General features: G+C 67.9%; 23 protein-coding genes. 13 read left to right on the top strand and 10 right to left on the bottom strand.

The window, feature by feature from the left end:
- Positions 1-84 precede the first annotated feature (84 nt).
- Positions 85-2,103 (top strand): DNA mismatch repair endonuclease MutL, encoded by a 2,019-nt coding sequence (mutL, locus tag KR541_RS03505; protein WP_050011755.1) that lies wholly within the window; start codon positions 85-87, stop codon positions 2,101-2,103.
- Positions 2,100-3,074: a tRNA (adenosine(37)-N6)-dimethylallyltransferase MiaA gene (miaA, locus tag KR541_RS03500; protein WP_050011756.1), complete on the top strand. Its 975-nt coding sequence runs from the start codon at positions 2,100-2,102 to the stop codon at positions 3,072-3,074. The genes mutL and miaA overlap by 4 nt, the downstream gene beginning before the upstream one ends.
- A gap of 4 nt (positions 3,075-3,078) precedes the next feature.
- Here miaA and tetR read toward each other — a convergent pair whose 3' ends face one another.
- Entirely contained in the window at positions 3,079-3,711 is a 633-nt protein-coding gene (tetR, locus tag KR541_RS03495; RefSeq protein ID WP_050011757.1) for a tetracycline resistance transcriptional repressor TetR, read from the bottom strand.
- A gap of 62 nt (positions 3,712-3,773) precedes the next feature.
- Between tetR and tet the strand changes: the two genes are divergently transcribed.
- Positions 3,774-4,967 (top strand): Tet(A)/Tet(B)/Tet(C) family tetracycline efflux MFS transporter, encoded by a 1,194-nt coding sequence (tet, locus tag KR541_RS03490; protein WP_089488185.1) that lies wholly within the window; start codon positions 3,774-3,776, stop codon positions 4,965-4,967.
- A 95-nt stretch (positions 4,968-5,062) separates the two neighbouring features.
- Here the strand turns inward: tet and purM are convergent, their stop codons facing one another.
- Positions 5,063-6,118 carry a phosphoribosylformylglycinamidine cyclo-ligase gene (gene purM, locus KR541_RS03485; RefSeq protein ID WP_050011759.1) on the bottom strand — a complete coding sequence of 352 codons (1,056 nt, stop codon included), beginning with the start codon at positions 6,116-6,118 and terminating at the stop codon, positions 5,063-5,065.
- Between the two features lie 253 nt (positions 6,119-6,371).
- Between purM and hda the strand changes: the two genes are divergently transcribed.
- The 7 genes from hda to KR541_RS37000 all read left to right on the top strand — a co-directional run bounded on the left by hda (position 6,372) and on the right by KR541_RS37000 (position 11,931).
- On the top strand, positions 6,372-7,106 hold the full coding sequence (gene hda, locus KR541_RS03480; RefSeq protein ID WP_034200992.1) for a DnaA regulatory inactivator Hda: 735 nt from the start codon (positions 6,372-6,374) through the stop codon (positions 7,104-7,106).
- An 11-nt stretch (positions 7,107-7,117) separates the two neighbouring features.
- Entirely contained in the window at positions 7,118-7,795 is a 678-nt protein-coding gene (locus KR541_RS03475) for a histidinol-phosphatase (RefSeq protein WP_050011760.1), read from the top strand.
- Between the two features lie 5 nt (positions 7,796-7,800).
- A complete protein-coding gene (gene pcnB, locus KR541_RS03470; RefSeq protein ID WP_050011761.1) occupies positions 7,801-9,351 on the top strand; it encodes a polynucleotide adenylyltransferase PcnB in 1,551 nt (516 codons plus the stop codon).
- 35 nt (positions 9,352-9,386) lie between these two features.
- The gene (gene folK / locus KR541_RS03465) at positions 9,387-9,929 is read left to right on the top strand and encodes a 2-amino-4-hydroxy-6-hydroxymethyldihydropteridine diphosphokinase (protein WP_034187173.1); all 543 of its coding nucleotides are present in this window, start codon (positions 9,387-9,389) and stop codon (positions 9,927-9,929) included.
- Positions 9,926-10,612 (top strand): deoxynucleoside kinase, encoded by a 687-nt coding sequence (locus KR541_RS03460; protein WP_050011762.1) that lies wholly within the window; start codon positions 9,926-9,928, stop codon positions 10,610-10,612. Before folK ends, KR541_RS03460 begins: the two co-directional genes overlap by 4 nt.
- Before the next feature lie 43 nt (positions 10,613-10,655).
- Entirely contained in the window at positions 10,656-11,471 is an 816-nt protein-coding gene (panB, locus tag KR541_RS03455; protein WP_089488184.1) for a 3-methyl-2-oxobutanoate hydroxymethyltransferase, read from the top strand.
- Positions 11,472-11,769: 298 nt separating this feature from the next.
- Entirely contained in the window at positions 11,770-11,931 is a 162-nt protein-coding gene (locus KR541_RS37000) for a BPSL0067 family protein (RefSeq protein WP_216089627.1), read from the top strand.
- Here KR541_RS37000 and KR541_RS03445 read toward each other — a convergent pair.
- The 5 genes from KR541_RS03445 to grpE form a co-directional block, all read right to left on the bottom strand.
- On the bottom strand, positions 11,910-13,835 hold the full coding sequence (locus KR541_RS03445) for a chorismate-binding protein (RefSeq protein ID WP_216089354.1): 1,926 nt from the start codon (positions 13,833-13,835) through the stop codon (positions 11,910-11,912). The two genes, KR541_RS37000 and KR541_RS03445, sit on opposite strands and share 22 nt — an antisense overlap.
- Positions 13,836-13,839: 4 nt before the next feature.
- Complete coding sequence (gene dnaJ, locus KR541_RS03440; RefSeq protein WP_050011765.1) at positions 13,840-14,976, bottom strand: molecular chaperone DnaJ; 1,137 nt, start codon at positions 14,974-14,976, stop codon at positions 13,840-13,842.
- Between the two features lie 253 nt (positions 14,977-15,229).
- Positions 15,230-17,182 carry a molecular chaperone DnaK gene (gene dnaK / locus KR541_RS03435; RefSeq protein WP_089488182.1) on the bottom strand — a complete coding sequence of 651 codons (1,953 nt, stop codon included), beginning with the start codon at positions 17,180-17,182 and terminating at the stop codon, positions 15,230-15,232.
- Positions 17,183-17,343: 161 nt separating this feature from the next.
- Positions 17,344-17,751 carry a thioredoxin family protein gene (locus KR541_RS03430; protein ID WP_216089353.1) on the bottom strand — a complete coding sequence of 136 codons (408 nt, stop codon included), beginning with the start codon at positions 17,749-17,751 and terminating at the stop codon, positions 17,344-17,346.
- 10 nt (positions 17,752-17,761) lie between these two features.
- Positions 17,762-18,307 carry a nucleotide exchange factor GrpE gene (gene grpE, locus KR541_RS03425; protein WP_050011768.1) on the bottom strand — a complete coding sequence of 182 codons (546 nt, stop codon included), beginning with the start codon at positions 18,305-18,307 and terminating at the stop codon, positions 17,762-17,764.
- 353 nt (positions 18,308-18,660) lie between these two features.
- Here grpE and KR541_RS03420 point away from each other — a divergent pair, with 353 nt between their 5' ends.
- Positions 18,661-18,822 (top strand): hypothetical protein, encoded by a 162-nt coding sequence (locus KR541_RS03420; protein WP_162838112.1) that lies wholly within the window; start codon positions 18,661-18,663, stop codon positions 18,820-18,822.
- Here KR541_RS03420 and KR541_RS03415 read toward each other — a convergent pair.
- From KR541_RS03415 to hrcA, 3 genes are all read right to left on the bottom strand, one after another.
- Complete coding sequence (locus KR541_RS03415; RefSeq protein WP_043189537.1) at positions 18,794-19,201, bottom strand: RNA-binding S4 domain-containing protein; 408 nt, start codon at positions 19,199-19,201, stop codon at positions 18,794-18,796. The two genes, KR541_RS03420 and KR541_RS03415, sit on opposite strands and share 29 nt — an antisense overlap.
- A 135-nt stretch (positions 19,202-19,336) precedes the next feature.
- Positions 19,337-20,401 carry a ferrochelatase gene (gene hemH, locus KR541_RS03410; protein WP_050011769.1) on the bottom strand — a complete coding sequence of 355 codons (1,065 nt, stop codon included), beginning with the start codon at positions 20,399-20,401 and terminating at the stop codon, positions 19,337-19,339.
- A gap of 141 nt (positions 20,402-20,542) precedes the next feature.
- Complete coding sequence (hrcA, locus tag KR541_RS03405; RefSeq protein ID WP_011544637.1) at positions 20,543-21,565, bottom strand: heat-inducible transcriptional repressor HrcA; 1,023 nt, start codon at positions 21,563-21,565, stop codon at positions 20,543-20,545.
- Positions 21,566-21,696: 131 nt separating this feature from the next.
- Between hrcA and KR541_RS03400 the strand changes: the two genes are divergently transcribed.
- Positions 21,697-22,599, top strand: a complete 903-nt coding sequence (locus KR541_RS03400) for an NAD kinase (RefSeq protein WP_050011770.1) — start codon at positions 21,697-21,699, stop codon at positions 22,597-22,599.
- A 19-nt stretch (positions 22,600-22,618) separates the two neighbouring features.
- Positions 22,619-24,268, top strand: coding sequence for a DNA repair protein RecN (gene recN / locus KR541_RS03395; RefSeq protein ID WP_124637988.1), 1,650 nt, complete (start codon positions 22,619-22,621; stop codon positions 24,266-24,268).
- The last annotated feature ends 102 nt before the right edge of the window (positions 24,269-24,370 follow it).

Genomic DNA, 24,370 nt, shown 5'->3' with positions numbered 1-24,370 from the left:
TACCGAAACTACCTTAAGGCTCCGTGAAAAAACGTAACGGTCGGCCGCCCCGGCATGCGTTCGCGGCCTCGCTATAATTCGGCCATGTCCGATATCACCGAAACGGCCGCGGGCGCCGCGCCCGCCCCCGCCGCGCGCCCGCTGCGCGCGATCCAGCCCCTGCCCGACCAGCTGATCAGCCAGATCGCCGCCGGCGAAGTCGTCGAACGCCCGGCGTCGGTCGTCAAGGAACTGCTCGAGAACGCAATGGATGCCGGCGCAACGACGCTGCGCATCGTGCTGGAAGAAGGCGGCGTCAAGCGCATCTCGATCACCGACGACGGCTGCGGGATTCCGCCGGACGAACTGGCGCTCGCGCTGATGCGCCACGCGACCAGCAAGATCCGCTCGCTCGAGGAGCTCGAGGCGGTCGCGACGCTCGGTTTTCGCGGCGAAGCGCTCGCGTCGATCGCGTCGGTCGCCGAGATGTCGATCACGAGCCGGACGGCCGATGCCGCGCACGCGATGAAGATCGACGCGCAGACGGGCGTGCTGTCGCCCGCCGCCGGCTCGATCGGCACGACGATCGAGGTGCGCGAGCTGTACTTCAACACGCCCGCGCGACGCAAGTTCCTGAAGAGCGAGCAGACCGAATTCGGCCACTGCCTGGAAATGATCCGCCGCGCGGCGCTCGCGCGGCCGGACGTCGCGATCTCGGTGCTGCACAACGGCAAGGCCGTCGAGCACTGGAATGCGACCGAGCCCGCGCAGCGCGTCGCGAAGATTCTCGGCGACAGCTTCGCGACCGCGCACCTGCCGCTCGACGAGCAGGCCGGCCCGCTCGCCGTGTACGGCTGCGCCGGCTTGCCGACCGCGAGCCGCGGGCGCGCCGACCAGCAGTATTTCTTCGTGAACGGCCGCTTCGTGCGCGACAAGCTGCTGACGCACGCGGTGCGTGCGGCCTACGAGGACGTGCTGCACGGCGACCGCTATCCGTCGTACGTGCTGTTCCTCGACCTGCCGCCCGAAGCCGTCGACGTGAACGTGCATCCGTCGAAGATCGAAGTGCGGTTCCGCGATTCGCGCTCGATCCACCAGTACGTGTTCCATGCGGTCCAGCGGGCGCTCGCGCGCCATGCGGGCGCGTCGCCGGAAACCACGGCGGGCGGCCATGCCGCGCATCTCGAACCCGCGCCGCGCGGGCCGTCGTCGTTCCTCGACACGCCGCTCGGCCAAAGCCCGGGCCACGCGACAGGCGGCAGCGGCGGAATCGGCGGCAGCGGCTTCTCGTCGTCGTCATCGTCATCGTCATCGTCGTCCGGCAACACGTGGATGCGTCAGGCGCGGATGACGCAAGGCACGCTGCCCGTCGCGCAGCCGCTCGCGCTCTACGACGCGCTGTTCGGCCGCAAGGACAGCGGCGCGGGCACGCCGGACGGCACGACGCTCATCGCCCGCGATGCGGCCGATCCGGCCGACACACCGGTCGCGCCGCTGCCGGGCTTCGCCGCGTCGCCGCTCGCGGCCGGCGCGCACGACGACCAGCCGCTCGGCTTCGCGCTCGGCCAGATCCACGGGATCTACGTGCTGGCACAGAACGCATACGGCCTCGTGATCGTCGACATGCACGCGGCGCACGAGCGGATCCTGTACGAGCAGTTCAAGAACGCGCTCGCCGACCGCACGGTCGCCGTGCAGTCGCTGCTGCTGCCGATCTCGATGACGGCCACGCCGGTCGAGATCGGCACGGTCGAGGAAGAACGCGACACGCTCGAATCGCTCGGCTTCGACCTTGCGGTGCTGTCGCCGACGACGCTCGCGATCCGCGCGGTGCCGGCGCTGCTGAAGGACGCCGACCTGCAATCGCTGGCGCGCGCGGTGCTCGCCGACCTGCACGCGTTCGGCGGCTCGCGCGTGCTCACCGAGCGCCAGCACGAACTGCTCGGCACGCTCGCGTGCCATCACGCGGTGCGCGCGAACCGGCGCCTGACGCTCGACGAAATGAACGCGCTGCTGCGCCAGATGGAGGCGACCGAGCGCGCGGACCAGTGCAATCACGGCCGGCCGACCTGGTATCAGCTCACGCTGAACGATCTCGACCGTCTCTTCATGCGCGGGCAATGAGCGCTGCTTCGCCCTCCCGTCCGACGACGATCGCCTGCCTGCTCGGCCCCACCGCTTCGGGGAAGACCGCCGCGGCGCTGGCGCTCGCCGCGCGCCGCCCGATCGAGATCGTCAGCGTCGATTCGGCGCTCGTCTACCGCGACATGGATATCGGTACCGCGAAACCGTCGCGCGACGAGCGCGCGCGCGTGCCGCATCACCTGATCGACATCATCGACCCGGCCGACGCGTATTCGGCTGCGGAATTCCGCGCGGACACGCTGCGCCTGATCGGCGAGATCGTCGCGCGCGGCCGCACGCCGTTGCTCGCGGGCGGCACGATGCTGTACTACAAGGCGCTGACGCAAGGGCTCAACGACCTGCCGGGCGCCGATCCGGAGGTCCGCGCGGCACTCGACGCCGACGCCGCGCGCGATGGCTGGCCCGCGCTGCACGCGCGGCTCGCGCAGGTCGACCCCGACACGGCCGCGCGGCTTGCGCCGAACGATTCGCAGCGGATCCAGCGTGCGCTCGAAATCTTCATGTTGAGCGGGCAGCCGATGTCGGCGCTGCTCGCCGCGCCACGCCGCACGGACGATGCGGCCGCCGCATACCGCTTCGTGCCGGTCGCGCTCGAGCCGTCGGACCGCGCGGTACTGCACGCGCGGATCGCGCAGCGCTTCGACGCGATGCTCGACGCGGGCTTCATCGACGAAGTCGAACGGCTGCGCCGCCGCGACGATCTCCATCCCGACCTGCCGTCGATGCGTTGCGTCGGCTACCGGCAAGCATGGGAATTCCTCGACGGCGACACCGACTACCGGACGATGCGCGACAAGGGCATCTTCGCGACACGTCAGCTTTGCAAGCGCCAGATCACGTGGCTGCGCGCGATGCCGGAGCGGATCGTCGTCGATTGCATCGCGCCGGATTCGACGGCCCGCGCGCTCGACGCGCTTGAACGCGTCCTGGACGGTCGCACGCCGGGCTGACCACTCAGCCGGCCTGACGCGCCGCCAGGCGCGCGCGGGCGCCGTCGACGATCCACGCGATACCGCGCTCGAACGCTTCGTCGTCGCTGCGCTCGCGCAGCGCGGCCCAGCCTTTCGCGAACAACGGATACTCGGCCGCATCCGGCAGCGGCGCATCGGCACCTGCCCCCGGCCCCGCCTGCTCTTCCAGCACCCATCCGACCACGAAGCGGCCGATCGCGACCATCACGTCGACCGCCTCGTCCGGCGCGAACCCCGCGTCGCCCAGCAGCGCGACCTTGCGTTCGATCGAGCTGAAATGCAGCGCGCGCGGCCGCGTGCCGGCGTGCAGGCGCGCGCCGTCGCGGTAGGCCAGCAGCGCGCGGCGGAAACTGCGCGCATTCTCCGCGAGCCACGCATCCCACACGTCGCCCGGCCGCGGCAGCGACGCGCCGTGACGCTCGAGCATGATCGCCTCGGCCATCGCGTCGAGCAGCTCGGCCTTGTTCCTGAAATGCCAGTACAGCGTCGGCGACTGCACGCCGAGCCGTTCGGCGAGCCGCCGCGTCGACAGCCCGTCGATCCCCACCTCATTCAGCAAATCGAGCGCCGCGCGCAATACCGTGTCGCGCGTCAGCCGCGCGCCTGTGTCCTTCATCTCTATCACCGATAGGGAAACTGTGGAATACTTCGCACTCTATCATCGATAGAGTGATACCCTTGAATCCGTCCCTTATTGCCATCCTGGCCACGGTCCTGCTCGACGCGATCGGCGTCGGGATCGTGATGCCGATCCTGCCCGGGCTGCTGCGTTCGCTCGCCGCCGCGGGCAGCACCGACACCCACTACGGCATCCTGCTCGCGCTGTACGCGTTCGCGCAGTTCCTGTGTGCGCCGCTGCTCGGCACGCTGAGCGACCGTTTCGGCCGCCGCCCGGTGCTGCTCGCATCGCTCGCGGGCGCCGCGCTCGACTATCTGCTGATGGCGCTCGCGCCGACACTCGCGTGGCTGTACGTCGGCCGGCTGATCGCGGGCATCAGCGGCGCGAACGTCGCGGTCGCGACCGCGTACGTGACCGACGTGACGGCCGAGCCCGACCGCGCACGGCGCTTCGGCCAGCTCGGCGCGATGATGGGCATCGGCTTCATCGCCGGCCCGCTGATCGGCGGGCTGCTCGGCGCGCTGCACCTGCGTGCGCCGTTCGTCGCGGCCGCGTTGCTCAATGCGCTGAATCTCGTGCTCGTATGGCGCGTACTGCCGGAATCGCGGCCGCGTTCGGCCCGCGAAGGCCGGACGGCCAGCGCGCTCAATCCGTTCGCGAGCCTGCGACGGCTGAGCGGTGCGCCCGCGCTCGCGCCGCTGGTCGGCATCTACGTGATCGTCGCGCTGGTGTCGCAGGCGCCCGCGACGCTGTGGATCCTGTACGGCCAGGAACATTTCGGCTGGTCGACGCCGGTCGCGGGGCTGTCGCTCGCCGGTTACGGCGCGTGCCACGCGCTCGCTCAGGCATTCGCGATCGGGCCGCTGATCGCGCGGCTCGGCGAGCGGCGCGCGCTCGCGTTGGGTCTTGCAGGCGATGCGCTCGGGCTGGCCGTCATCGCGTTCGCGACCGCCACATGGGTGCCGTTCGCGCTGCTGCCGCTGTTCGCGGCCGGCGGCATGACGCTGCCGGCGTTGCAGGCGATGCTCGCGCGGCAGGTCGACGATGCACGCCAGGGCGAACTGCAGGGCACGCTGGCGAGCGTGGCGAGCCTGATCGGCGTCGCGGGGCCGCTGGTCGTCACCGCGACCTACGCGGCGACGCGTGCGACGTGGCCGGGCCTCGTGTGGGCCGCGGCCGCGCTGCTGTACCTGTTCGTGCCGCCGTTGCTGGCCGGCGCGCGGCCGGCGAGCGCGCCGCGAGCGTCCGCGTAAGCGTCGACGCGCGTCCGACCGCCACGCGGCGCCCGAAAAAAAACCGCCCGGATCGACTCCGGGCGGCTTTTCCTACTGCATCTGCCTGCGGTACGTCAGACCACGACCGTCTGCGCCTCGCCTTCGCGGGTCGCCCGCACGGTGCCGATCTTCCACACCTGTTCGCCGGCGGCGGTCAGGTCGGCGATCGCTGCGTCGGCATCGGCCGCCGAGACGATCACGGCCATCCCGATCCCGCAGTTGAATACGCGGTGCATTTCCGCGTCGGCGACGCCGCCGTGCTCCTGCAGCCACTTGAACAGCGGCGGCAACGGCCATGCGTTCTGGTCGAGCTCGGCGGTGAGGCCTTCGCGCAGCACGCGCGGGATGTTCTCGACGAGGCCGCCACCGGTGATGTGCGCCATGCCCTTCACCGACAGCTTCTGCATCAGCGCGAGCAGCGGCTTCACGTAGATGCGCGTCGGCGCCATCAGCGTATCGGCCAGCGAGCGGCCGTGGAAATCGGCCGACAGGTCCGGATTCGCGCGCTCGATGATCTTGCGCACGAGCGAGAAGCCGTTCGAGTGGATGCCGCTCGATGCGAGGCCCAGCACCACGTCGCCTTCGGCGATCGTGCTGCCGTCGATGATCTTGCTCTTCTCGACCGCGCCGACCGCGAAGCCGGCCAGGTCGTATTCGCCGTCCGGGTACATGCCCGGCATTTCGGCCGTTTCACCGCCGATCAGCGCGCAGCCCGACAGTTCACAGCCGTGCGCGATGCCCTTGACGACAGTGGCGGCCGTATCGACGTCGAGCTTGCCGCATGCGAAGTAGTCGAGGAAGAACAGCGGCTCGGCGCCCTGCACGAGGATGTCGTTCACGCTCATCGCGACGAGATCCTGGCCGACGGTGTCGTGTTTGTTCAGATGAAAGGCCAGCTTGAGCTTGGTGCCGACGCCGTCGGTGCCCGACACGAGCACGGGCTCCTGGTACTTCTTCGGCACTTCGAACAGCGCGCCGAACCCGCCGATGCCGCCGAGCACGCCGTCGCGCAGGGTTTTCTTCGCAAAAGGCTTGATCTTGTCGATGAGCGCGTCGCCTGCGTCGATGTCGACACCTGCGTCGCGATAGGACAGACCTTGAGCGTCGGGAGCGGATTTCGGAGGATTCATGGGGGAATGCGAGAAGGTCGGTAAAATGCGATTTTACCCGAAGCCGGCCCATTGGCCGGAATTCCCAGCACCGAATCGTCAGGGATTGCATCTTGGTCGACACGTCCCCGTTTTCATCGCCGGGCGAAGCGCGCCGAAACCCGCGCCGCGCCGCCGTGCGTACGGTCGCGCGTGAAGCCAGCCGAGGCGCCTTCCCCCGCGCGTGCCCGGCGTACGGCACGCGTTTTTTCAACCGATCCGCATTGTGACTGCTGTGTCCCGTCAACTGACGCTCGATCTCGGCACGCCGCCGCCCGCCACGTTCGACAACTTCATCATGAACGAGGAGAACGACGAGCTCGTCTCGCGCCTGCAGAAGCTCGATCTCGCGCTCGCGGCCGGCCCTGTGCCGGACCGGTCGTTCTATATCTGGGGCGAGCCCGGCAGCGGCCGCACCCATCTGCTGCAGGCGCTCGTGAGCGACGCGTCGTACGGCTATGCGCGCTACCTGACGCCGCAGAGCCCGCTCGGCGCCTTCACGTTCGACCCGCGCATCGGCATCTACGCGATCGACGACTGCGACCGGATGAGCGACACGCAGCAGGTCGCGCTGTTCAACCTGTTCAACGAAGTGCGCGCGCATCCGTCGAGCGCGTTCGTCGCGGCGGGCCCGGCGGCGCCGCTCGCGCTCGACGTGCGCGAGGATCTGCGCACGCGCCTCGGGTGGGGGCTCGTGTTCCATCTGTCGCCGCCGTCCGACGCAGGCAAGATCGCAGTGCTCAAGCTCGCCGCGAAGGAACGCGGGATCGCGCTCACCGACGACATCGCCGCGTACCTGCTGACCCATTTCCGCCGCGACATGCCGAGCCTGATGGCGTTGCTCGACGCGCTCGACCGCTTCTCGCTCGAGCAGAAACGCGCGGTCACGCTGCCGCTGCTGCGCCGGATGCTCGCGCGTCCCGGCGACGACATCACACCACCGGGCACGGGCCCGAACCGCTTCGAGTAAAATGCGCTTCCATGACTAATCTGGCACTCTTTGACCTCGATCACACGCTGATCCCGACCGATAGCGACCACGAATGGGGTCGCTTCATGGTGAAGCTCGGCATCGTCGACGCGGAAAGCTTCTCGCGTCAGAACGACCAGTTCTTCGCCGACTACAAGGCCGGCCAGCTCGACATCCATGCGTACCTGTGCGCGATGCTCACGCCGCTCGCGAAGTATTCGCGCGCGCAACTCGCCGAGTGGCACGAGCAGTACATGCACGAGGTGATCCGCCCCGCGATGACGCCCGCCGCGCTCGAACTGGTACGCAAGCACCTCGATGCGGGCGACCTGTGCTGCGTCGTGACCGCGACCAACGCATTCATCACGCGCCCGATCGCGACCGCGTTCGGCGTCGACACGCTGATCGCGTGCGAGGTCGAAACGACCGACGGGCATCCCGATTCGCCGTACACGGGCCGACCGACCGGCACGCCGAGCTATCGCGAAGGCAAGATCGTGCGCACCGAAGCATGGCTCGCGTCGCTCGGCAAGCACTGGGACGACTTCGAACACAGCTACTTCTACAGCGACTCGCACAACGACATCCCGCTGCTCGAGAAAGTCACCGACCCGATCGCGACCAACCCTGACGACACGCTGCGTGCGCATGCAAGCACCCGCGGCTGGCGTATCCTCGATCTCTTCTGAACGTCGTGATCAAAAAATTCATTCGAAAGCTGCTCGGCCAGGACGAAACCGAGCAAACGTCCCCCGCGGCGGCCCCGGCCGACGAAGCGGCCCCTGCTGCCCCGCGCGCGCCGAAGGGCGCCCGCGGCGGCGGCGCGAAGAAACCGCGCAGCAACCATGAGCCGACCGTCGTGCCGGCCAGCGTGCACGGTATCAACCCGGCGCTGATCTCGAAGAACGCGGTGCGCGTGACCGACACGCTGCAGCAGGCGGGTTTCCGCGCGTTCATCGTCGGCGGCGCGGTGCGCGACCTGCTGCTCGGCATCGCGCCGAAAGACTTCGACGTCGCGACCGACGCGACGCCGACCGAGGTGCAGCGCCTGTTCCGCCGCGCGCGCCTGATCGGCCGCCGCTTCCAGATCGTCCACGTGCAGTTCGGCCAGGAACTGATCGAGGTCTCGACGTTCCGCGCGCTGGTCGACGCACCGCCCGAGGCGGCCGCGGCGGCGGCCACGGCCGAGCCGCCGAGGCGCCTGAAGCGCGACGAACTCGATCGCCGCACGCACGCGGTCGATGCGAGCGGCCGCGTGCTGCGCGACAACGTGTGGGGCGAGCAGCACGAGGACGCCGCGCGCCGCGACTTCACGATCAACGCGATGTACTACGACCCGTCGACGCAGACGGTGCTCGACTATCACGACGGGATGGCCGACGTACGCGCCCGCCTGCTGCGGATGATCGGCGATCCGGCCACGCGCTTTCGCGAGGATCCGGTGCGGATGCTGCGCGTCGTGCGCTTCGCGGCGAAGCTCGATTTCGAGATCGAGCCGCATACGCGCGAGCCGATCCACGCGCTCGCCGACCTGATCAACAACGTGCCCGCCGCGCGCCTGTTCGACGAAATGCTGAAGCTGCTGCTGTCGGGCCACGCGCTCGCGTGCCTGCAGCGGCTGCGCAAGGAAGGGCTGCACCACGGACTGCTGCCGCTGCTCGACGTCGTGCTCGAACAGCCGCAGGGCGAGAAGTTCATCACGCTCGCGCTGAACAACACCGACGCGCGCGTGCGCGCCGGCAAACCGGTGTCGCCGGGCTTCCTGTTCGCGACGCTGCTGTGGCACGACATGCGCCAGCGCTTCGAGCAATACACGGCGGCGGGCGAAATCCCGGTGCCGGCGCTCCATCGCGCGATGGACGACGTGCTCGACATGCAGACCGAGAAACTTGCGATCCACAAGCGCTACTCGGCCGACATGCGCGAGATCTGGGGCCTGCAGCTGCGCCTGGAGAAACGCTCGGGCCGCAGCGCGATGCGGCTGCTGGAACACCAAAGGTTTAGAGCGGGGTATGATTTCCTCCTGTTACGCTGCGAATCCGGCGAGCTCGAGACGGAAGTCGGACAGTGGTGGACGGATTTCATCGAAGGCGACGCGGCCGCTCGCGAGGCATTGCTCACGCAGGGCGGCTCGAAGGAAAAATCGCCCCGCAAGCGGCGCCGCCGCGGCGGTGCGCGAAACCGCCAGCAGGGCGAAGGTGCCGCCGAGCAGGCGCCAGATACCGCGAGCGGTTCCGACGACTGACGCGCGCGCCGGCGAACGACGTAGGAAGTGATGCCATGACGGTTGCATATATCGGACTGGGGGCGAATCTCGGCGATGCGCGCCAGACCCTGAAGGACGCGGTGGTGTGCCTCGCGCAGCAGCGCACCATCTCGATCCTCGGCAAATCGAGCCTGTATCGCACGGCGCCGTTCGAAGCGGGCGGCGACGACTACTACAACTGCGTCGTCAAGCTCGACACGACGCTGTCGGCCCGCGAGCTGCTCGCGCTCTGCCAGAAGATCGAACATCACTTCGGCCGCGAGCGCCCGTATCGCAATGCGCCGCGCACGCTCGACCTCGACATCCTGCTGTTCGGCGCCGATTCGATCGACGAACCCGACCTGATCGTCCCGCACCCGCGCCTCACCGACCGCGCGTTCGCGCTCGTGCCGCTCGTCGAGATCGAGCCGGCGCTCGACATCCCCGCGCGCGGCCGTGCCGACGCCTTTCTCGCCGCCGTCGCGGATCAGCGCGTCGAAAAGGTGCAAACCTGCCAGTGCCCGATGCAAAAGGCGCTCGCTGCCGGCGAAGACGCCGACAAGACCCGCTGCCGATGAACTCGACTCCGCTGACCGTCACCGCGCCCGACCTGCGCGCCCCGCACCGCTATCTCGTGATCGAAGGCCCGATCGGCGTCGGCAAGACGACGCTCGCGCGGCTGCTCGGCGAGCGCTGGTCGATGCAGACGCTGCTCGAGCGCCCGCAGGACAACCCGTTCCTCGAACGCTTCTATCGCGACACCGCGCGCTACGCGTTGCCCGTCCAGCTGTCGTTCGCGCTGCAGCGCGCGCAGCAGGCGCGCGAGCTGATCGGTGCGCTCGACACGGGCCGCCCCGTCATCGCCGATTTCATGCCGCAGAAGAACGACATCTTCGCGCGGCTGAACCTGCCGGAAGACGAGTGGCAGCTGTATCGCTCGGTCGCCACGCACGTCGACGTGCCGCAGGCGCCGTCGCCCGATCTCGTCGTCTATCTGCAGGCCAGCCCCGAAGTGCTGTTCTCGCGCATCCAGAAGCGCGGAACGCCGATGGAGCTGCAGATCAGCGACGCGTACCTGCGCTCGCTCGTCGACGCGTACAACGAATTCTTCTACCACTACGACCGCACGCCGGTGCTGACGGTCGCAGCCGAACACCTGAACCCGCTGGATTCCCCCGAAGATCTCGCCCTGCTGGTCGAGCGCATCGAGACGATGCGCGGCCGCAAGGAATTCTTCGTCAAGGGCGAGACGACGCGCTGACGCGTCCTCGCCTGTCGTTTCTCACCACCGACCCGGATTTCCCATGACCTATCTCCAGGAATCGAGCCGGCCTGCCGTGACGGTCCCCAAGCTGCAGGCAATGCGCGACGCCGGCGAGAAGATCGCGATGCTCACGTGCTACGACGCGAGCTTTTCCGCGCTGCTCGATCGCGCCGGCACCGACGTGCTGCTGATCGGCGATTCGCTCGGCAACGTGCTGCAGGGCCACTCGACCACGCTGCCCGTGTCGATCGACGACATCGCGTACCACACCGCCTGTGTCGCCCGGGCGCAGCCGCGCGCGCTCGTCGTCGCCGATCTGCCGTTCGGCACGTACGGGACGCCGGCCGACGCGTTCGCGAACGCGGTCAAGCTGATGCGCGCGGGCGCGCAGATGGTCAAGCTCGAAGGCGGCGAATGGCTCGCCGATACGATCCGCTTCCTCGTCGAACGCTCGGTGCCCGTGTGCGCGCACCTCGGCCTCACGCCGCAGTCGGTGCATGCGTTCGGCGGCTTCAAGGTGCAGGGCAAGACCGAAGCCGGCGCCGCGCAATTGCTGCGCGACGCGCGCGCGATCGAGGATGCCGGTGCGCAGCTCGTCGTGCTCGAAGCGGTACCGACGCTCGTCGCGGCCGAAGTCACGCACATGCTGAAGATCCCGACGATCGGCATCGGCGCCGGCGCCGACTGCTCGGGGCAGGTGCTCGTGCTGCACGACATGCTCGGCGTGTTTCCCGGCAAGCGGCCGCGCTTCGTGAAGGATTTCATGCACGGGCAGCCGACCATTCAGGCGGCCGTCGAAGCCTATGTGAGCGCGGTGAAGGATCGGTCGTTTCCGGGCCCGGAACACTCGTTCTGAGTGGGCCGGCAGCGCCATGGCGCACTGCCGGCGTTCGCTGCAGCACACTCGCTGAGCTGACCGGCAATGCAGTACGCCGTTTCTCGTACTGCATGACCGGACAACGCGTATTTTATAACTCGTCCTATTTCTACACGCCTTCGTCGCGGCGACCATCGAACCTTCGTCAATCGAAGGAGCGGCAAAAGATGGCTCATGTGTATGAAAAGGCGGCTGAACTCGTCGGGCCAAAGCTGGCAGGCGATGGTGAGGGCGTCGCGCTGGTCACGATCTATACTTCCGTCGGCCCTACCGCCATCTGGCGACCGAAAAAAAAGCAGGCGGCGACCGGAGTATCCGCGTCGGAACCGTCATTGCAACTTTCGAGAACGACCGCTACCCGAGCCGATCACGCCGTCGTGCAAAGCTGGCAATGTACGCCGCAGAAGTAATTCGCGTTCAGGCCGGTGCGCAGCCGTGAATCAGCCGCGCTGCCATCGGCCCGCGCAACGCATTGCAGATCATCAGCTCGTCGGCGTTCAGCACATCGTCGAGCGTCAGCACACGCTCTTTGGCGCCTACTGCCGGATCGTCGAGTAGCACACCGCGCATCACGCCCGGCAGCACGCCGCACGACAACGGTGGCGTCACCCACACACCATTTAGTTTCACGAACACGTTCGAGCGCCCGCCTTCCGTCACCTCGCCACGCTCGTTGACGAACAGCATGTCGAACCCGCCGAGCGCCTCCGCCGCCTGCCACGCGCGGTCGTATTCGGCGCGGCGCGTGGTCTTGTGCAGCAGCAGCGCGTCGTCGGTGCGCGTCGGCGCGAAGCCATGCTCGGCTGCCAGCAGCACGCCGACCGGCCCCGCCGGCAGCGGCTTGAGCGGCGCCGCGATGATCTCGATCGTGCCGTCCTTCGCCAGCGCGAGCTTCATCCGGTACGCGCCGTCGCCGTCGAGCGCCGCGCAGCGTGCGTCGATCTCCCGGCGTAGCGCGTCAGCGTCGAAACGGAAGCCGAATGCGTCCGCGCTGCGTTGCAGCCGCGCGAGATGGCGATCGAGATGGCGGATGCCGTCCGTTCGCGTGGCGGCCGTCGTTTCGAACAACTGGAGGCCGGGGTCGGCGTCCGTCAGGAATCGTGCTTTCAATTGGCACTCCGCATATTCGTCGGCCGCGACGCTGTCGAGCACGATGCCCGCGCCGACGCCCATCGTGCCGCGTCGCCGGCCGGCTGCCGCGGTGGCGGTACCCGTGCCGTCCGTGTCATTGCTAGCGCCGTCCGCATCCAGCGTCAGCGTCCGAATCGCGACCGACAGGCAGAAATCGCCGCAACCGGCCGCGCCGTCGGGCGTTGCATCGCCCGCGTCTTCCTTCGGCGCATCGAGCCAGCCGATCGCGCCGGTATAGAGCCCGCGCGGCGTCGACTCGATCGCGTCGATCAACTGCATCGTCTTGTACTTCGGCGCGCCCGTGATCGATCCGCAAGGGAACAGCGCGCGCAGCATCTGCGCGAACGTCGTGCCGTCGCGCCAGCCGGCCTCGACCGTCGACGTCATCTGCCACACCGACGCATACGGCTCGACCGAGAACAGCGCCGGCACCTTGACGCTGCCCGTGCGCGCGATCCGCGACACGTCGTTGCGCAGCAGGTCGACGATCATCACGTTTTCCGCGCGGTTCTTCGGATCGTTCGCGAGGAACGCGGCGGCGGCCGCATCTTCGCGCGGATCGGCCGAACGCGGTGCGGTGCCCTTCATCGGCCGCGCACGCAGTACATCGCCGTGCTTCTCGACGAACAGCTCCGGCGAGCACGATACGACCCATGCGCCGTCGGGCAGCGCGATCAGCGCGCCGTACCGCACCGGCTGGCGCGCGCGCAGCCGCCGGTACAGCGCGAGCGGCGTGCCGAACACATCGAAATTCAGCCGGTACGTGTAATTGACCTGATACGAATCGCCCGCACGCAGCGCGTCGTGCACCGCGGCGATCGCCGCGTCGAACGCATCGCGCGACACGCTCTTCGCGACATGCGCGACGCCCGCGATCGACGGCGTACCGCCGCCGTCCTGCTGCACGAGCCACGCGTCGACTTCGTCGCGCGACAGGCGCTCGCAGCGCGCATACAGCAAAAAGCGCAGCGGGGCATCGCCCGGCTGCGCTCGTTGCAGGTTGCGTCCGAATTCGTAATCGCCGACGACGACCGCATGCAGCCCGTCGCGCAGATCCTGCGCCACCGCCGCATCGATCGCGTCGAGCTGCGCCGGGTCCGTGCACACGCGTTCGTGCACGAAGCCCGAATACAAACGACTCGACCGCGCGGACGCGGTCGAGTCGCAATCGTCCAAGAGCGCGAACGACGCGCTCTCGTTGCCTTCAGTCATGCCATTACTCGAAGAAGCTCTTCACACGGTCGAACCAGCTCTTGCTCTGCGGGCTGTGACGCGCGCCGCCCTCGGCCAGCGACTTCTCGAACTGCTTGAGCAGGTCGCGCTGGGTGTCGGTCAGCTTCACGGGCGTCTCGACCTGCACGTGCACGTACAGATCGCCCGCGATGCTCGAGCGCAGCCCCTTGATGCCCTTGCCGCGCAGGCGGAACGTCTTGCCCGACTGCGTGCCTTCCGGCACCGGGAACGACGCACGGCCGGCCAGCGTCGGCACCTCGATCTCGCCGCCGAGTGCGGCGGTCGTGAACGGGATCGGCATCTGGCAGTGGAGATCGTCGCCGTCGCGCTCGAACACCGAGTGCGGTTTGATGTGGATCTCGACGTACAGGTCGCCCGGCGGCCCGCCGTTGATGCCCGGCTCGCCGTTGCCGGCCGAGCGGATCCGCATCCCGTCGTCGATCCCGGCCGGGATCTTCACTTCGAGCGTCTTGGTTTCCTTCACCTTGCCCGACCCGTGGCAATGCGCGCACGGCTCGGGGATGTAGGTACCCGTGCCATGGCACTTCGGGCAGGTCTGCTGGATGCTGAAAAAACCCTGCGACATGCGCACCGTGCCTTGGCCGTGACAGGTCGGGCAGGTTTCCGGCTTCGTGCCGGGCTTCGCGCCCGACCCGTGGCAGACTTCGCACGACACCCAGCTCGGCACGCGAATCTGCGTGTCGTAGCCGTGCGCGGCCTGCTCGAGCGTGATTTCCATGCTGTAGCGCAGGTCGGCACCGCGATACACCTGCGGGCCGCCGCGGCCGCCGCGCGCGGCGCCGCCCGCGGCTTGGCCAAAGATGTCGCCGAAGATGTCGCCGAACGCATCCGCGAAGCCGCCGAAGCCCTGTGCACCCGCACCGCCCATGTTCGGATCGACGCCCGCGTGGCCGTACTGGTCGTACGCGGCCCGCTTCTGACCATCCGACAGCATTTCATAGGCTTCCTTCGCCTCCTTGAAATGCTCTTCCGCATCCTTGCTGTCCGGATTGCGGTCAGGGTGGTACTTCATCGCAAGCTTGCGATATGCCTTCTTGATTTCGTCGTCGCTCGCATTCTTCGCGACGCCCAGAACCTCGTAGTAATCCCGTTTCGCCATATCGATTCACTGTGCCGCCGCGCATCGCGCACGCGGCGGCTCCTTTCGCCCGCAGTAAAGTCTCTCGACTCGTCTGGCGCTGCACCGTCCGCGGACGGCTCGCGCAGCACCCGCCAAAAAACAAATGTGCCCGGAGGGCCGCGAAGCCCGCCAGGCGTGGAGTCGATCCGGCCATCCGGAAGGAAAGACAGACCGCTGTTCAGCCGCGCCGCGCGCGTGTCGCGCGCGGCGTGCGGTGCCATGGCAACCCGGCTTAGTCTTTCTTCACTTCCTTGAACTCGGCGTCGACGACGTCGTCGGCAGCCTGTTGCGCACCACCCGCATGAGCCGCGCCTTCCGTCGCACCGGCCGCGCCGGCCGCACCCGCCTGCTGGGCCTGCATGTCGGCGTACATCTTCTCGCCGAGCTTCTGCGAGACCTTGCCGAGCTCCTCGACCTTCGCGTCGAGCGCCGCCTTGTCGGCCGACGTGTCCTTCAGCGCGTCCTCGAGCGACTTCAGCGCCGCTTCGATCGCTTCCTTCTCGCCCGCGTCCAGCTTGTCGCCGTACTCGGTCAGCGCCTTCTTCGTGCTGTGGACCAGCGCGTCGCCCTGGTTGCGCGAATCGGCCAGCTCGCGCAGCTTGTGGTCTTCCGCTGCGTTCGCTTCCGCGTCCTTGATCATCTGGTCGATTTCAGCCTCGGACAGGCCCGAGTTCGCCTTGATCGTGATCTTGTTTTCCTTGCCGGTCGCCTTGTCCTTCGCGCCGACGTGCAGGATGCCGTTCGCGTCGATGTCGAAGGTCACTTCGATCTGCGGCACGCCGCGCGGTGCCGGCGGGATGCCTTCGAGGTTGAACTCGCCGAGCAGCTTGTTGCCCGCCGCCATTTCGCGTTCGCCCTGGAACACCTTGATCGTCACGGCGCCCTGGTTGTCGTCCGCCGTCGAATACACTTGCGCGTGCTTCGTCGGGATCGTGGTGTTCTTGTTGATCATCTTCGTCATCACGCCGCCGAGCGTCTCGATACCGAGCGACAGCGGGGTCACGTCGAGCAGCAGCACGTCCTTGCGGTCGCCCGACAGCACCTGGCCCTGGATCGCCGCGCCGACCGCGACGGCTTCGTCCGGGTTCACGTCACGGCGCGGATCCTTGCCGAAGAACTCCTTCACCTTCTCCATGACCTTCGGCATGCGCGTCTGGCCGCCGACCAGGATCACGTCGTCGATGTCCGACACCTTGACGCCTGCGTCCTTGATCGCGATGCGGCACGGTTCGATCGTGCGCTCGACGAGGTCTTCCACCAGCGCTTCCAGCTTCGCGCGGGTGATCTTCAGGTTCAAGTGCTTCGGACCCGACGCGTCCGCCGTGATGTACGGCAGGTTGATTTCGGTCTGCTGTCCCGACGACAGCTCGATCTTCGCCTTTTCGGCGGCTTCCTTCAGGCGCTGCAGCGCGAGCACGTCCTTCGACAGGTCGACGCCCTGCTCCTTCTTGAACTCGCCGATGATGTAATCGATGATGCGCTGGTCGAAGTCTTCGCCGCCGAGGAACGTGTCGCCGTTGGTCGACAGCACTTCGAACTGCATTTCGCCGTCGACGTCCGCGATCTCGATGATCGACACGTCGAACGTGCCGCCGCCGAGGTCATACACGGCGATCTTGCGGTCGCCCTTCTCGACCTTGTCGAGACCGAACGCGAGTGCGGCCGCCGTCGGCTCGTTGATGATCCGCTTGACTTCGAGGCCCGCGATGCGTCCGGCGTCCTTGGTCGCCTGGCGCTGGCTGTCGTTGAAGTACGCCGGCACCGTGATCACGGCTTCCGTGACCGGCTCGCCGAGGTAGTCTTCGGCCGTCTTCTTCATCTTGCGCAGCACTTCGGCCGACACCTGCGGCGGCGCGAGCTTTTCGCCGTGCGCTTCGACCCATGCATCGCCGTTGTCGGCCTTGATGATCGAGTACGGCATCAGGCCGATGTCCTTCTGGACTTCCTTCTCTTCGAAGCGGCGGCCGATCAGGCGCTTCACCGCGAACAGCGTGTTCTTCGGGTTGGTCACCGACTGACGCTTGGCCGGCGCGCCGACCAGCACTTCGTTGTCGTCCATGTACGCGATGATCGACGGCGTGGTGCGCGTGCCTTCCGAGTTCTCGATGACCTTGACCTGGTTGCCTTCCATGATCGCGACGCACGAGTTCGTGGTGCCGAGGTCAATACCGATGATCTTTCCCATTTTTTCCTAATCTCCAGAAATGCTTGTTTGCTGCACGAAACCCCGCGTTTTGGGCGGTTTCGCACGCCAGAATTCAACTCTGTTCCCGAAATGCGTCCGTCCGATCCGTTTTCAAGACCCGACGAGCGATGCGGATATTAAATTTTTTCAATCGCCGCCGGCTAGCGGATCGCACCCGACGAATCGCCGCCCGACACGATCTTCGCGCGTGCCGCCGCGACGGCCGCCTGGAACTGGGCGAGGCCATGCCAGCCCGTCGCGCGGCCCAGCCGCTTGCCGCGATGGAAGAAGAACCACGTCGGCACGCCGTGCAATCCGAAGCGGCGCCCCAGCTGATGATGTTCGTACACGTTGCAATGGAACCACTTCAGGTCCAGCGCGAGGATCGCGTCGGGCTGCGCGAGCATCGCCTTCTTCGCGATCTCGCAGTTGAAGCAGTCGACGCCCCAGAAGAACACCACGGCCAGCGCATCGCCCGCGCCGTCGATGGCCGCGTCAAACGTGCCGGCGTCGAGCGCCTGCATGTCGAACGCGTCGAACGCGGCCGGATCGACGCCGGCGGGCACCATCTCCGCTGCCTTACTTCGGCTGCGCGACGGTGACGAGCGCCGGGCGCAGCACGCGGTCGGCGATCATGTAGCCCTTTTGCAGCACCGTGACGACGGTGTTCGGCTCCTGCTCGGCCGGCACCATCGAAATGGCCTGGTGCTGATGCGGATCGAACTTCTCGCCGACCGGGTTGATCGCGACGACGCGGCCCTTCTCGAGCGCGCTCGTCAGCTGGCGCAGCGTCAGCTCGACGCCTTCGCGCACCTTCGCGATGTCGCCGGAGGTGTCGCCGACGGCCGCTTCCAGGCTGTCCAGCACGGGCAGCAGGTGTTCCGCGAAGCTTTCGATCGCGAACTTGTGCGCCTTCGACACGTCGTCCTGCGCGCGGCGGCGCACGTTCTCGGTCTCGGCCTTCGCCCGCAGGAAGCTTTCCTGAAGCTCGGCGACCTTGGCTTGAGCCTCCGCGAGCGCCGCGTCGGCAGCTTCGGCGGCGGGTGCGGCGCCTTGCGCCGCCTGCTTCTCGCTGCCGATGTCTTCGGCCGATTGGGTAGCCGGATTCTCTTGCGTGTTTTCCATGTCGCTGAAAGTCGATTAGAGGTTGAAGCCAAATCGGCGACCGCCGGACGTATACCCGGCGGCACCGCACATTACTGGTGCAAATAAGGGCGAAAACTACGGTTTCAAGAGGGTCATTCGCCAGCATTCGCCAATGCCGCGAAACAACCGGGCGTTTTCCGGGTGCAGGCGTCGCATAGTCCGCCGGATCGGGCGAAACGGCCTGTAACAACGCTTACCCGGCAAGTACTAGCTCCGCACAGGCCGGCTGCACTACACTCCATTCAAGCGTCGGAAAGCGTGTTTACCCCTAGCTGACCGTCGCGTGACATCCACCTGGCGCCGTTTTCACCCTTGTTCTCGAGGGGAGTACCGTGAAACTGACCTTTGCGATATCGGTGGTCGCGCTGGTACTCATCGCCGGCACCACCACCATCTGCCTGTCGGGAGCCGTCACCGATCGCACGACCGAATACGGAAGCGCGCGGGCGACGTTCGACCAGATGTTCAGCTCCCACCAGAGAATCTGTCGATGATGCGCCGGTCGCGTTTCGTCGGCCGGCCGTGCAGTTCGGCCGCCGGCTCGCGATACGTGCGGCGCCGCTCCAGTTCGGCAAGCCGCGCGGCCCGTCCCGCTTCCGTCTCCGCGTAGAGCGTCTGCGCGACGCTCGCGGGCCCGCGCACGTCGCACACGCCCAGCACGGCAATGTGCCAGACGATGCCGTCGATCGCAATCTCGACCTCGTCGCCCACCCGCACGTCCTTCGCCGGCTTCACCGCCGCGCCGCCGATCTTCACGTGTCCCTTGTCGACCGCATCGGTCGCGAGCGAGCGCGTCTTGAAGAACCGGGCCGCCCACAGCCATTTGTCGATGCGCAGCTTCGCGCCCGGCTCCGTGGAAATCTTGTAGTTCATGTCGGCCTCCGCCGGGTCGCCCCAAGGAGGGCGTAGCAGGGAATTCGCCGGGCATCGGTCTGCGCCTGCGTAGCCGGCCGGCTTATCGCCCCGTCGGAAAGCAGCGAACGTAGCGAGCGTGGGGATCGTTCCATCTCAGCCTACCGTTTCGGGCTGCGCGGCCTTGACCGGCCAGCCCTGCAGATTCTCCGCGACGATTTCGCCGAGCGCGCCGATCCACGCCGACGCGCCGTTCAGGCACGGAATCCGGTGGAAGGTCTTGCCGCCGCCGGCGAGGAATTCGTCGCGCACTTCCATGCCGATTTCCTCGATCGTCTCCAGGCAATCGGCCGTGAAGCCGGGACAGAACACGTCGGCCCGCCGCACGCCGGCCTCGCCGAACTCGCGCAGCGTCGGCGCGGTGTACGGCTGCAGCCATTCGGCCTTGCCGAAGCGCGACTGGAACGTGATGCGGCATTCGGTGCCCGACAGCCCGAGCGCGGCCATCAGCAACGCGCCCGTCTGCTGGCACTGCTCGTGATACGGGTCGCCGAGATCGAGCGTGCGCTTCGGCACGCCGTGGAAACTCAGCACGAGTTTGTCGCCGGCCGCGAAATCGGGCCGGCCGTGTTGCGTCCAGTACTGCCGAACCTGCTCGGCCAGCGCATGGATATAGGCCGGATGGTCGGCGTAGTGCCGCACCGTGCGCACTTCCGGCTGATTGCGCATGCGCGCGAGCGCGGCGAACGCGGCATCGAACGCGGTGGCCGTGGTCGACGCCGAGTATTGCGGATACATCGGCATCAGCAGCACGCGCTCGACGCCCGCGCGCTTGAACTGCGCGAGCGCGTGCGCAAGGTTCGGGCTGCCGTAGCGCATCGCGTAGTCGACCATCACGTGATAGCCGTTCGACACGAGCAGGTGCCGCACGCTGTCGGTCTGGCGCTCGGTATACACGCGCAGCGGCGAACCCTCGGGCATCCAGACGGCCGCGTATTTCTTCGCGGACGCACGGCCGCGCAGCGGCAGGATCACCGTGCGCAGCAGCACCTGCCAGACGGCCTGCGGGATTTCGACGACCCGCGGATCCGACAGGAATTCGGCCAGGTAGCGCCGCACCGCGCGCGGCGTGGGCGCGTCGGGCGTGCCGAGATTGATCAGCAGCACACCGACGCGATGGGCGGCCGCGACGCTCGAAGGCGGCTCAAGATCGAAACGCATGGGCAAGAACGTGCTCGGGGCACGGGACCGGACGGCCCTCAATTATAGCGGGCCGTCCCGCTCGGGTCGGCTGGCCGTTCGGCCGACTGGCGGCGCGCACGGCGCCTCGGCACGATGGCGGGACGGCGTCGGCTGCCGCAGCTACTGCTGGCTCAGCGTGAGCGACAGCAGCCGCGCGGTGATGTCGACGATCGGAATCACGCGGTTGTACGCCATCCGGGTCGGGCCGATCACGCCGAGCGTGCCGACGATCTGCCCGTTCACCTCGTACGGCGCGGTGACGACGCTCATTTCCTCGATCGGCACGAGCGTCGATTCGCCGCCGATGAAGATCTGCACGCCCTGGGCGTGGCTCGACACGTCGAGCAACTGCAGGAGGCCCGTCTTTTGGTCGAATACGTCGAACAACTTGCGCAGCCGCGCCATGTCGGACGAAAGATCCGCCACTTCGAGCAGGTTGCGCTCGCCGGAAATCAGCACGGTGTCCTCGGTGTCGGGCACCTCGGTGCTGGCCGTCACGGCCGCGTGCATCAGCGTCGTCATGTCGCCGCGCAGCTGGTCGATCTCGTCGCGCAGGCGGCGGCGCACCTCGTCGAACGACAGGCCGGCGAAATGCGCGTTGATGTAGTTGGACGCCTCGGTCAGCTGCGACGGCGAATAGTCGCGCGGCGTCGCGAGCATGCGGTTCTGCACGTCGCCCTCGGGCGTGACGATGATCAGCAGGATGCGCTTGTCGGACAGGCGCATGAACTCGATCTGCTTGAACACGTGACTGCGGCGCGGCGTCAGCACGACGCCCGCGAACTGCGACAGGTTCGACAGCACGCTCGCGGCGGCGGCGACCACCCGCTGCTGCGGTTCGCCCGCCTGCAGCGTGTTCTGCACCTGGCGCGCGACGGCCTCGGCGTCGATCGGCGCCTCGACCGTCAGCATCGTATCGACGAACAGCCGGTAGCCGCGCGGCGTCGGCACGCGGCCGGCCGACGTGTGCGGGCTCGACACGAGGCCGAGCTCCTCCAGGTCGGACATCACGTTGCGGATCGTCGCCGGGCTCAGCTCGAGCCCGGAGTAACGGGACAACGTGCGCGAGCCGACCGGCTGACCGTCGGCGATATACCGTTCGATCAGGGTTTTCAGGAGGGTTCGTGCGCGAGGATCTAGCATGGTGGAAAATTTTAGCGCAACCGCGCCACCGCGGCGAGTGGCGTCAACTACCGTTGCGCGGGCCGGCCCGATCCGGCCCCGTCGGCGTACAGCCGGTTCTTTTCGTCCACGAGCTATGGTGTAATGCCGGCATGAAAACCGGTAATCAGTTCAGTACTGTCGCGCTCGTCGGCCGGAGCAACACGCCCGGCATCGCCGAACCGCTCGCCACGCTGGCGGACAGCATCGCCAGGCTCGGCTTCGAGGTCGTCTTCGAAGGCGATACCGCGCGCGAAATCGGCATCGCCGGCTACCCGGCGCTCACCCCGGCCGAAATTGGGGCGCGAGCGGACGTGGCGATCGTGCTCGGCGGCGACGGCACGATGCTCGGCATCGGCCGCCAGCTCGCGCCATACCGGACCCCGCTGATCGGGATCAACCACGGCCGGCTCGGCTTCATCACCGACATCGCGGCATCCGACATGCACGCGCTCGTCCCCGTGCTGCTGGCCGGCAAGTTCGAGCGCGAGGAGCGCTCGCTGCTCGAGGCGCGGATCATGCGCGACGGCGAACCGATCTACCACGCGCTCGCGTTCAACGACGTCGTCGTGAACCGCAGCGGCTTCTCCGGGATGGTCGAGCTGCGCGCGTCGGTCGATGGCCGCTACATGTACAACCAGCGTTCGGACGGCCTGATCGTCGCGACGCCCACCGGCTCGACCGCGTATGCGCTGTCGTCGGCCGGCCCGATCCTCCATCCGCAGCTGGCGGGCATCGTGCTCGTGCCGATCGCGCCGCACGCGCTGTCGAACCGGCCGATCGTGCTGCCCGACGATTCGAAGATCGCGATCCAGATCGTCGGCGGCCGCGACGTCAACGTGAACTTCGACATGCAGTCGTTCACGTCGCTCGAACTGAACGACACGATCGAGGTGCGCCGCTCGAAGCACACGGTGCCGTTCCTGCACCCGATCGGCTATAGCTACTTCACGACGCTGCGCAAGAAGCTGCACTGGAACGAACACGCATCGAACGAAGACGACAAGGCGTCCTGACGCCGCTGCCCCCGACACCATGCTCCGCCACCTCTCGATCCGCGACTTCGTCATCGTCGCCGCGCTCGATCTCGAATTCGACAGCGGCTTTTCCGTCTTTTCCGGCGAAACCGGCGCCGGCAAATCGATCCTGATCGACGCGCTGGCCCTCGCGCTCGGCGAACGCGCCGACGCGAGCGTCGTGCGCACCGGGTGCGGCCGCGCCGACATCACCGCCGAATTCACGCCGCACGACCGCGTCGCGCGCTGGCTGGACGAACACGCGTTCGACGCCGAGGACACCGTGATGCTGCGCCGCGTGATCGACGCGAACGGCCGTTCGCGTGCCTTCATCAACGGCACCAGCGCGACGCTCGCGCAACTGCGCGAACTCGGCGAGATGCTCGTCGACATCCACGGCCAGCACGCGCACCAGCTGCTGATGCGGCCCGACGCGCAGCGCGAGCTGTTCGACACGCACGCGGGGCTCGTCGCCGATGCCGCGAACGTCGCGCGCGCGTGGCGCGTGTGGCGCGACGCGACGCAGGCGATCGACGCCGCGAAGGCGCACGAGCGCGAACTGCAGCTCGAACGCGAAAAGCTCGCGTGGCAGCTCGCCGAACTCGACAAGCTCGCGCCGCAAGCCGGCGAATGGGACGAAGTCAGCAACGAACACAAGCGCCTGTCGCATTCGGCGAACCTGATCGAAGGCGTGCGCGGCGCGCTCAACGCGCTGTCCGAATCCGACGACGCGATGCTCGCGCAGCTCGGCGCGATCGTGTCGAAGCTGCGCAGCCTGGCCGACTACGACACCGCGCTCGGCGATGCGCTCGCGTCGCTGGAGCCGGCCGAGATCCAGTTGCAGGAAGCCGTCTATTCGCTGTCGCACTATGCGCAGCGCGTCGATCTCGACCCGGAGCGGCTCGCGCAGGTCGAAACCCGGCTCGACGCGCTGCACTCGACCGCCCGCAAGTTCCGGCTGCCGCCCGACACGCTTCATGAGGAGCATGCGGCCCGCCGCGCGCAGCTCGCCGCGCTCGACGCGGCCGCCGATCTCGGCGCGCTCGAAGCCGCGCAGGCGAAGGCGCGGGAAGCCTATCTCGCCGACGCCAAACGCCTGTCGAAGGCGCGCGTGCAGGCTGCCAAGGCGCTCGGCACGGCCGTCACGGCCGGCATGCAGGAACTGTCGATGGCGGGCGGCAGCTTCGAAGTCGCGCTCGTACCGCTCGCCGACGGCGGCCCGCACGGGCTCGAACAGGTCGAATTCCGCGTGGCCGGGCACCCGGGCGTGCCGCTGCGGCCGCTCGCGAAAGTCGCGTCGGGCGGCGAGCTCGCGCGGATCAGCCTCGCGCTCGCGGTGATCGCCAGCGCGGCGAGCCCGACGCCGACGCTGATCTTCGACGAAGTCGATACGGGGATCGGCGGCGGCGTCGCCGAAGTGGTCGGGCGCCTGCTGCACCAGCTCGGGCGCGACCGCCAGGTGCTGTGCGTGACGCACCTGCCGCAGGTCGCCGCGCGCGGCGACCATCATTTCCAGGTGGCGAAAGGCGCCGACGAGCGCGGCGGCACGGTGTCGTCGGTCGTCGCGCTCGACAAGGCGAGCCGCGTCGAGGAAGTCGCGCGGATGCTCGGCGGGCTCGAAATCACGGCCACCACGCGCAAGCACGCGAAGGAAATGCTGGCGGCCTGACCGGCTCGCAAGCGTGCGGCCCGCCGAAGCGTCGCGCGGCGTCCGCGCGACGCCGCGCTGCTGCCGGTTGCCGCGGGAGGCGGCGCATGGCAGCGTATGACA

It is taken from the genome of Burkholderia sola, assembly GCF_905400185.1.
In the GTDB taxonomy this organism is placed as follows: Bacteria; Pseudomonadota; Gammaproteobacteria; order Burkholderiales; family Burkholderiaceae; genus Burkholderia; species Burkholderia sola.
The sequence above is the reverse complement of the archived record's forward strand: the minus strand, read 5'-3'. Positions and strand labels throughout refer to the sequence as shown.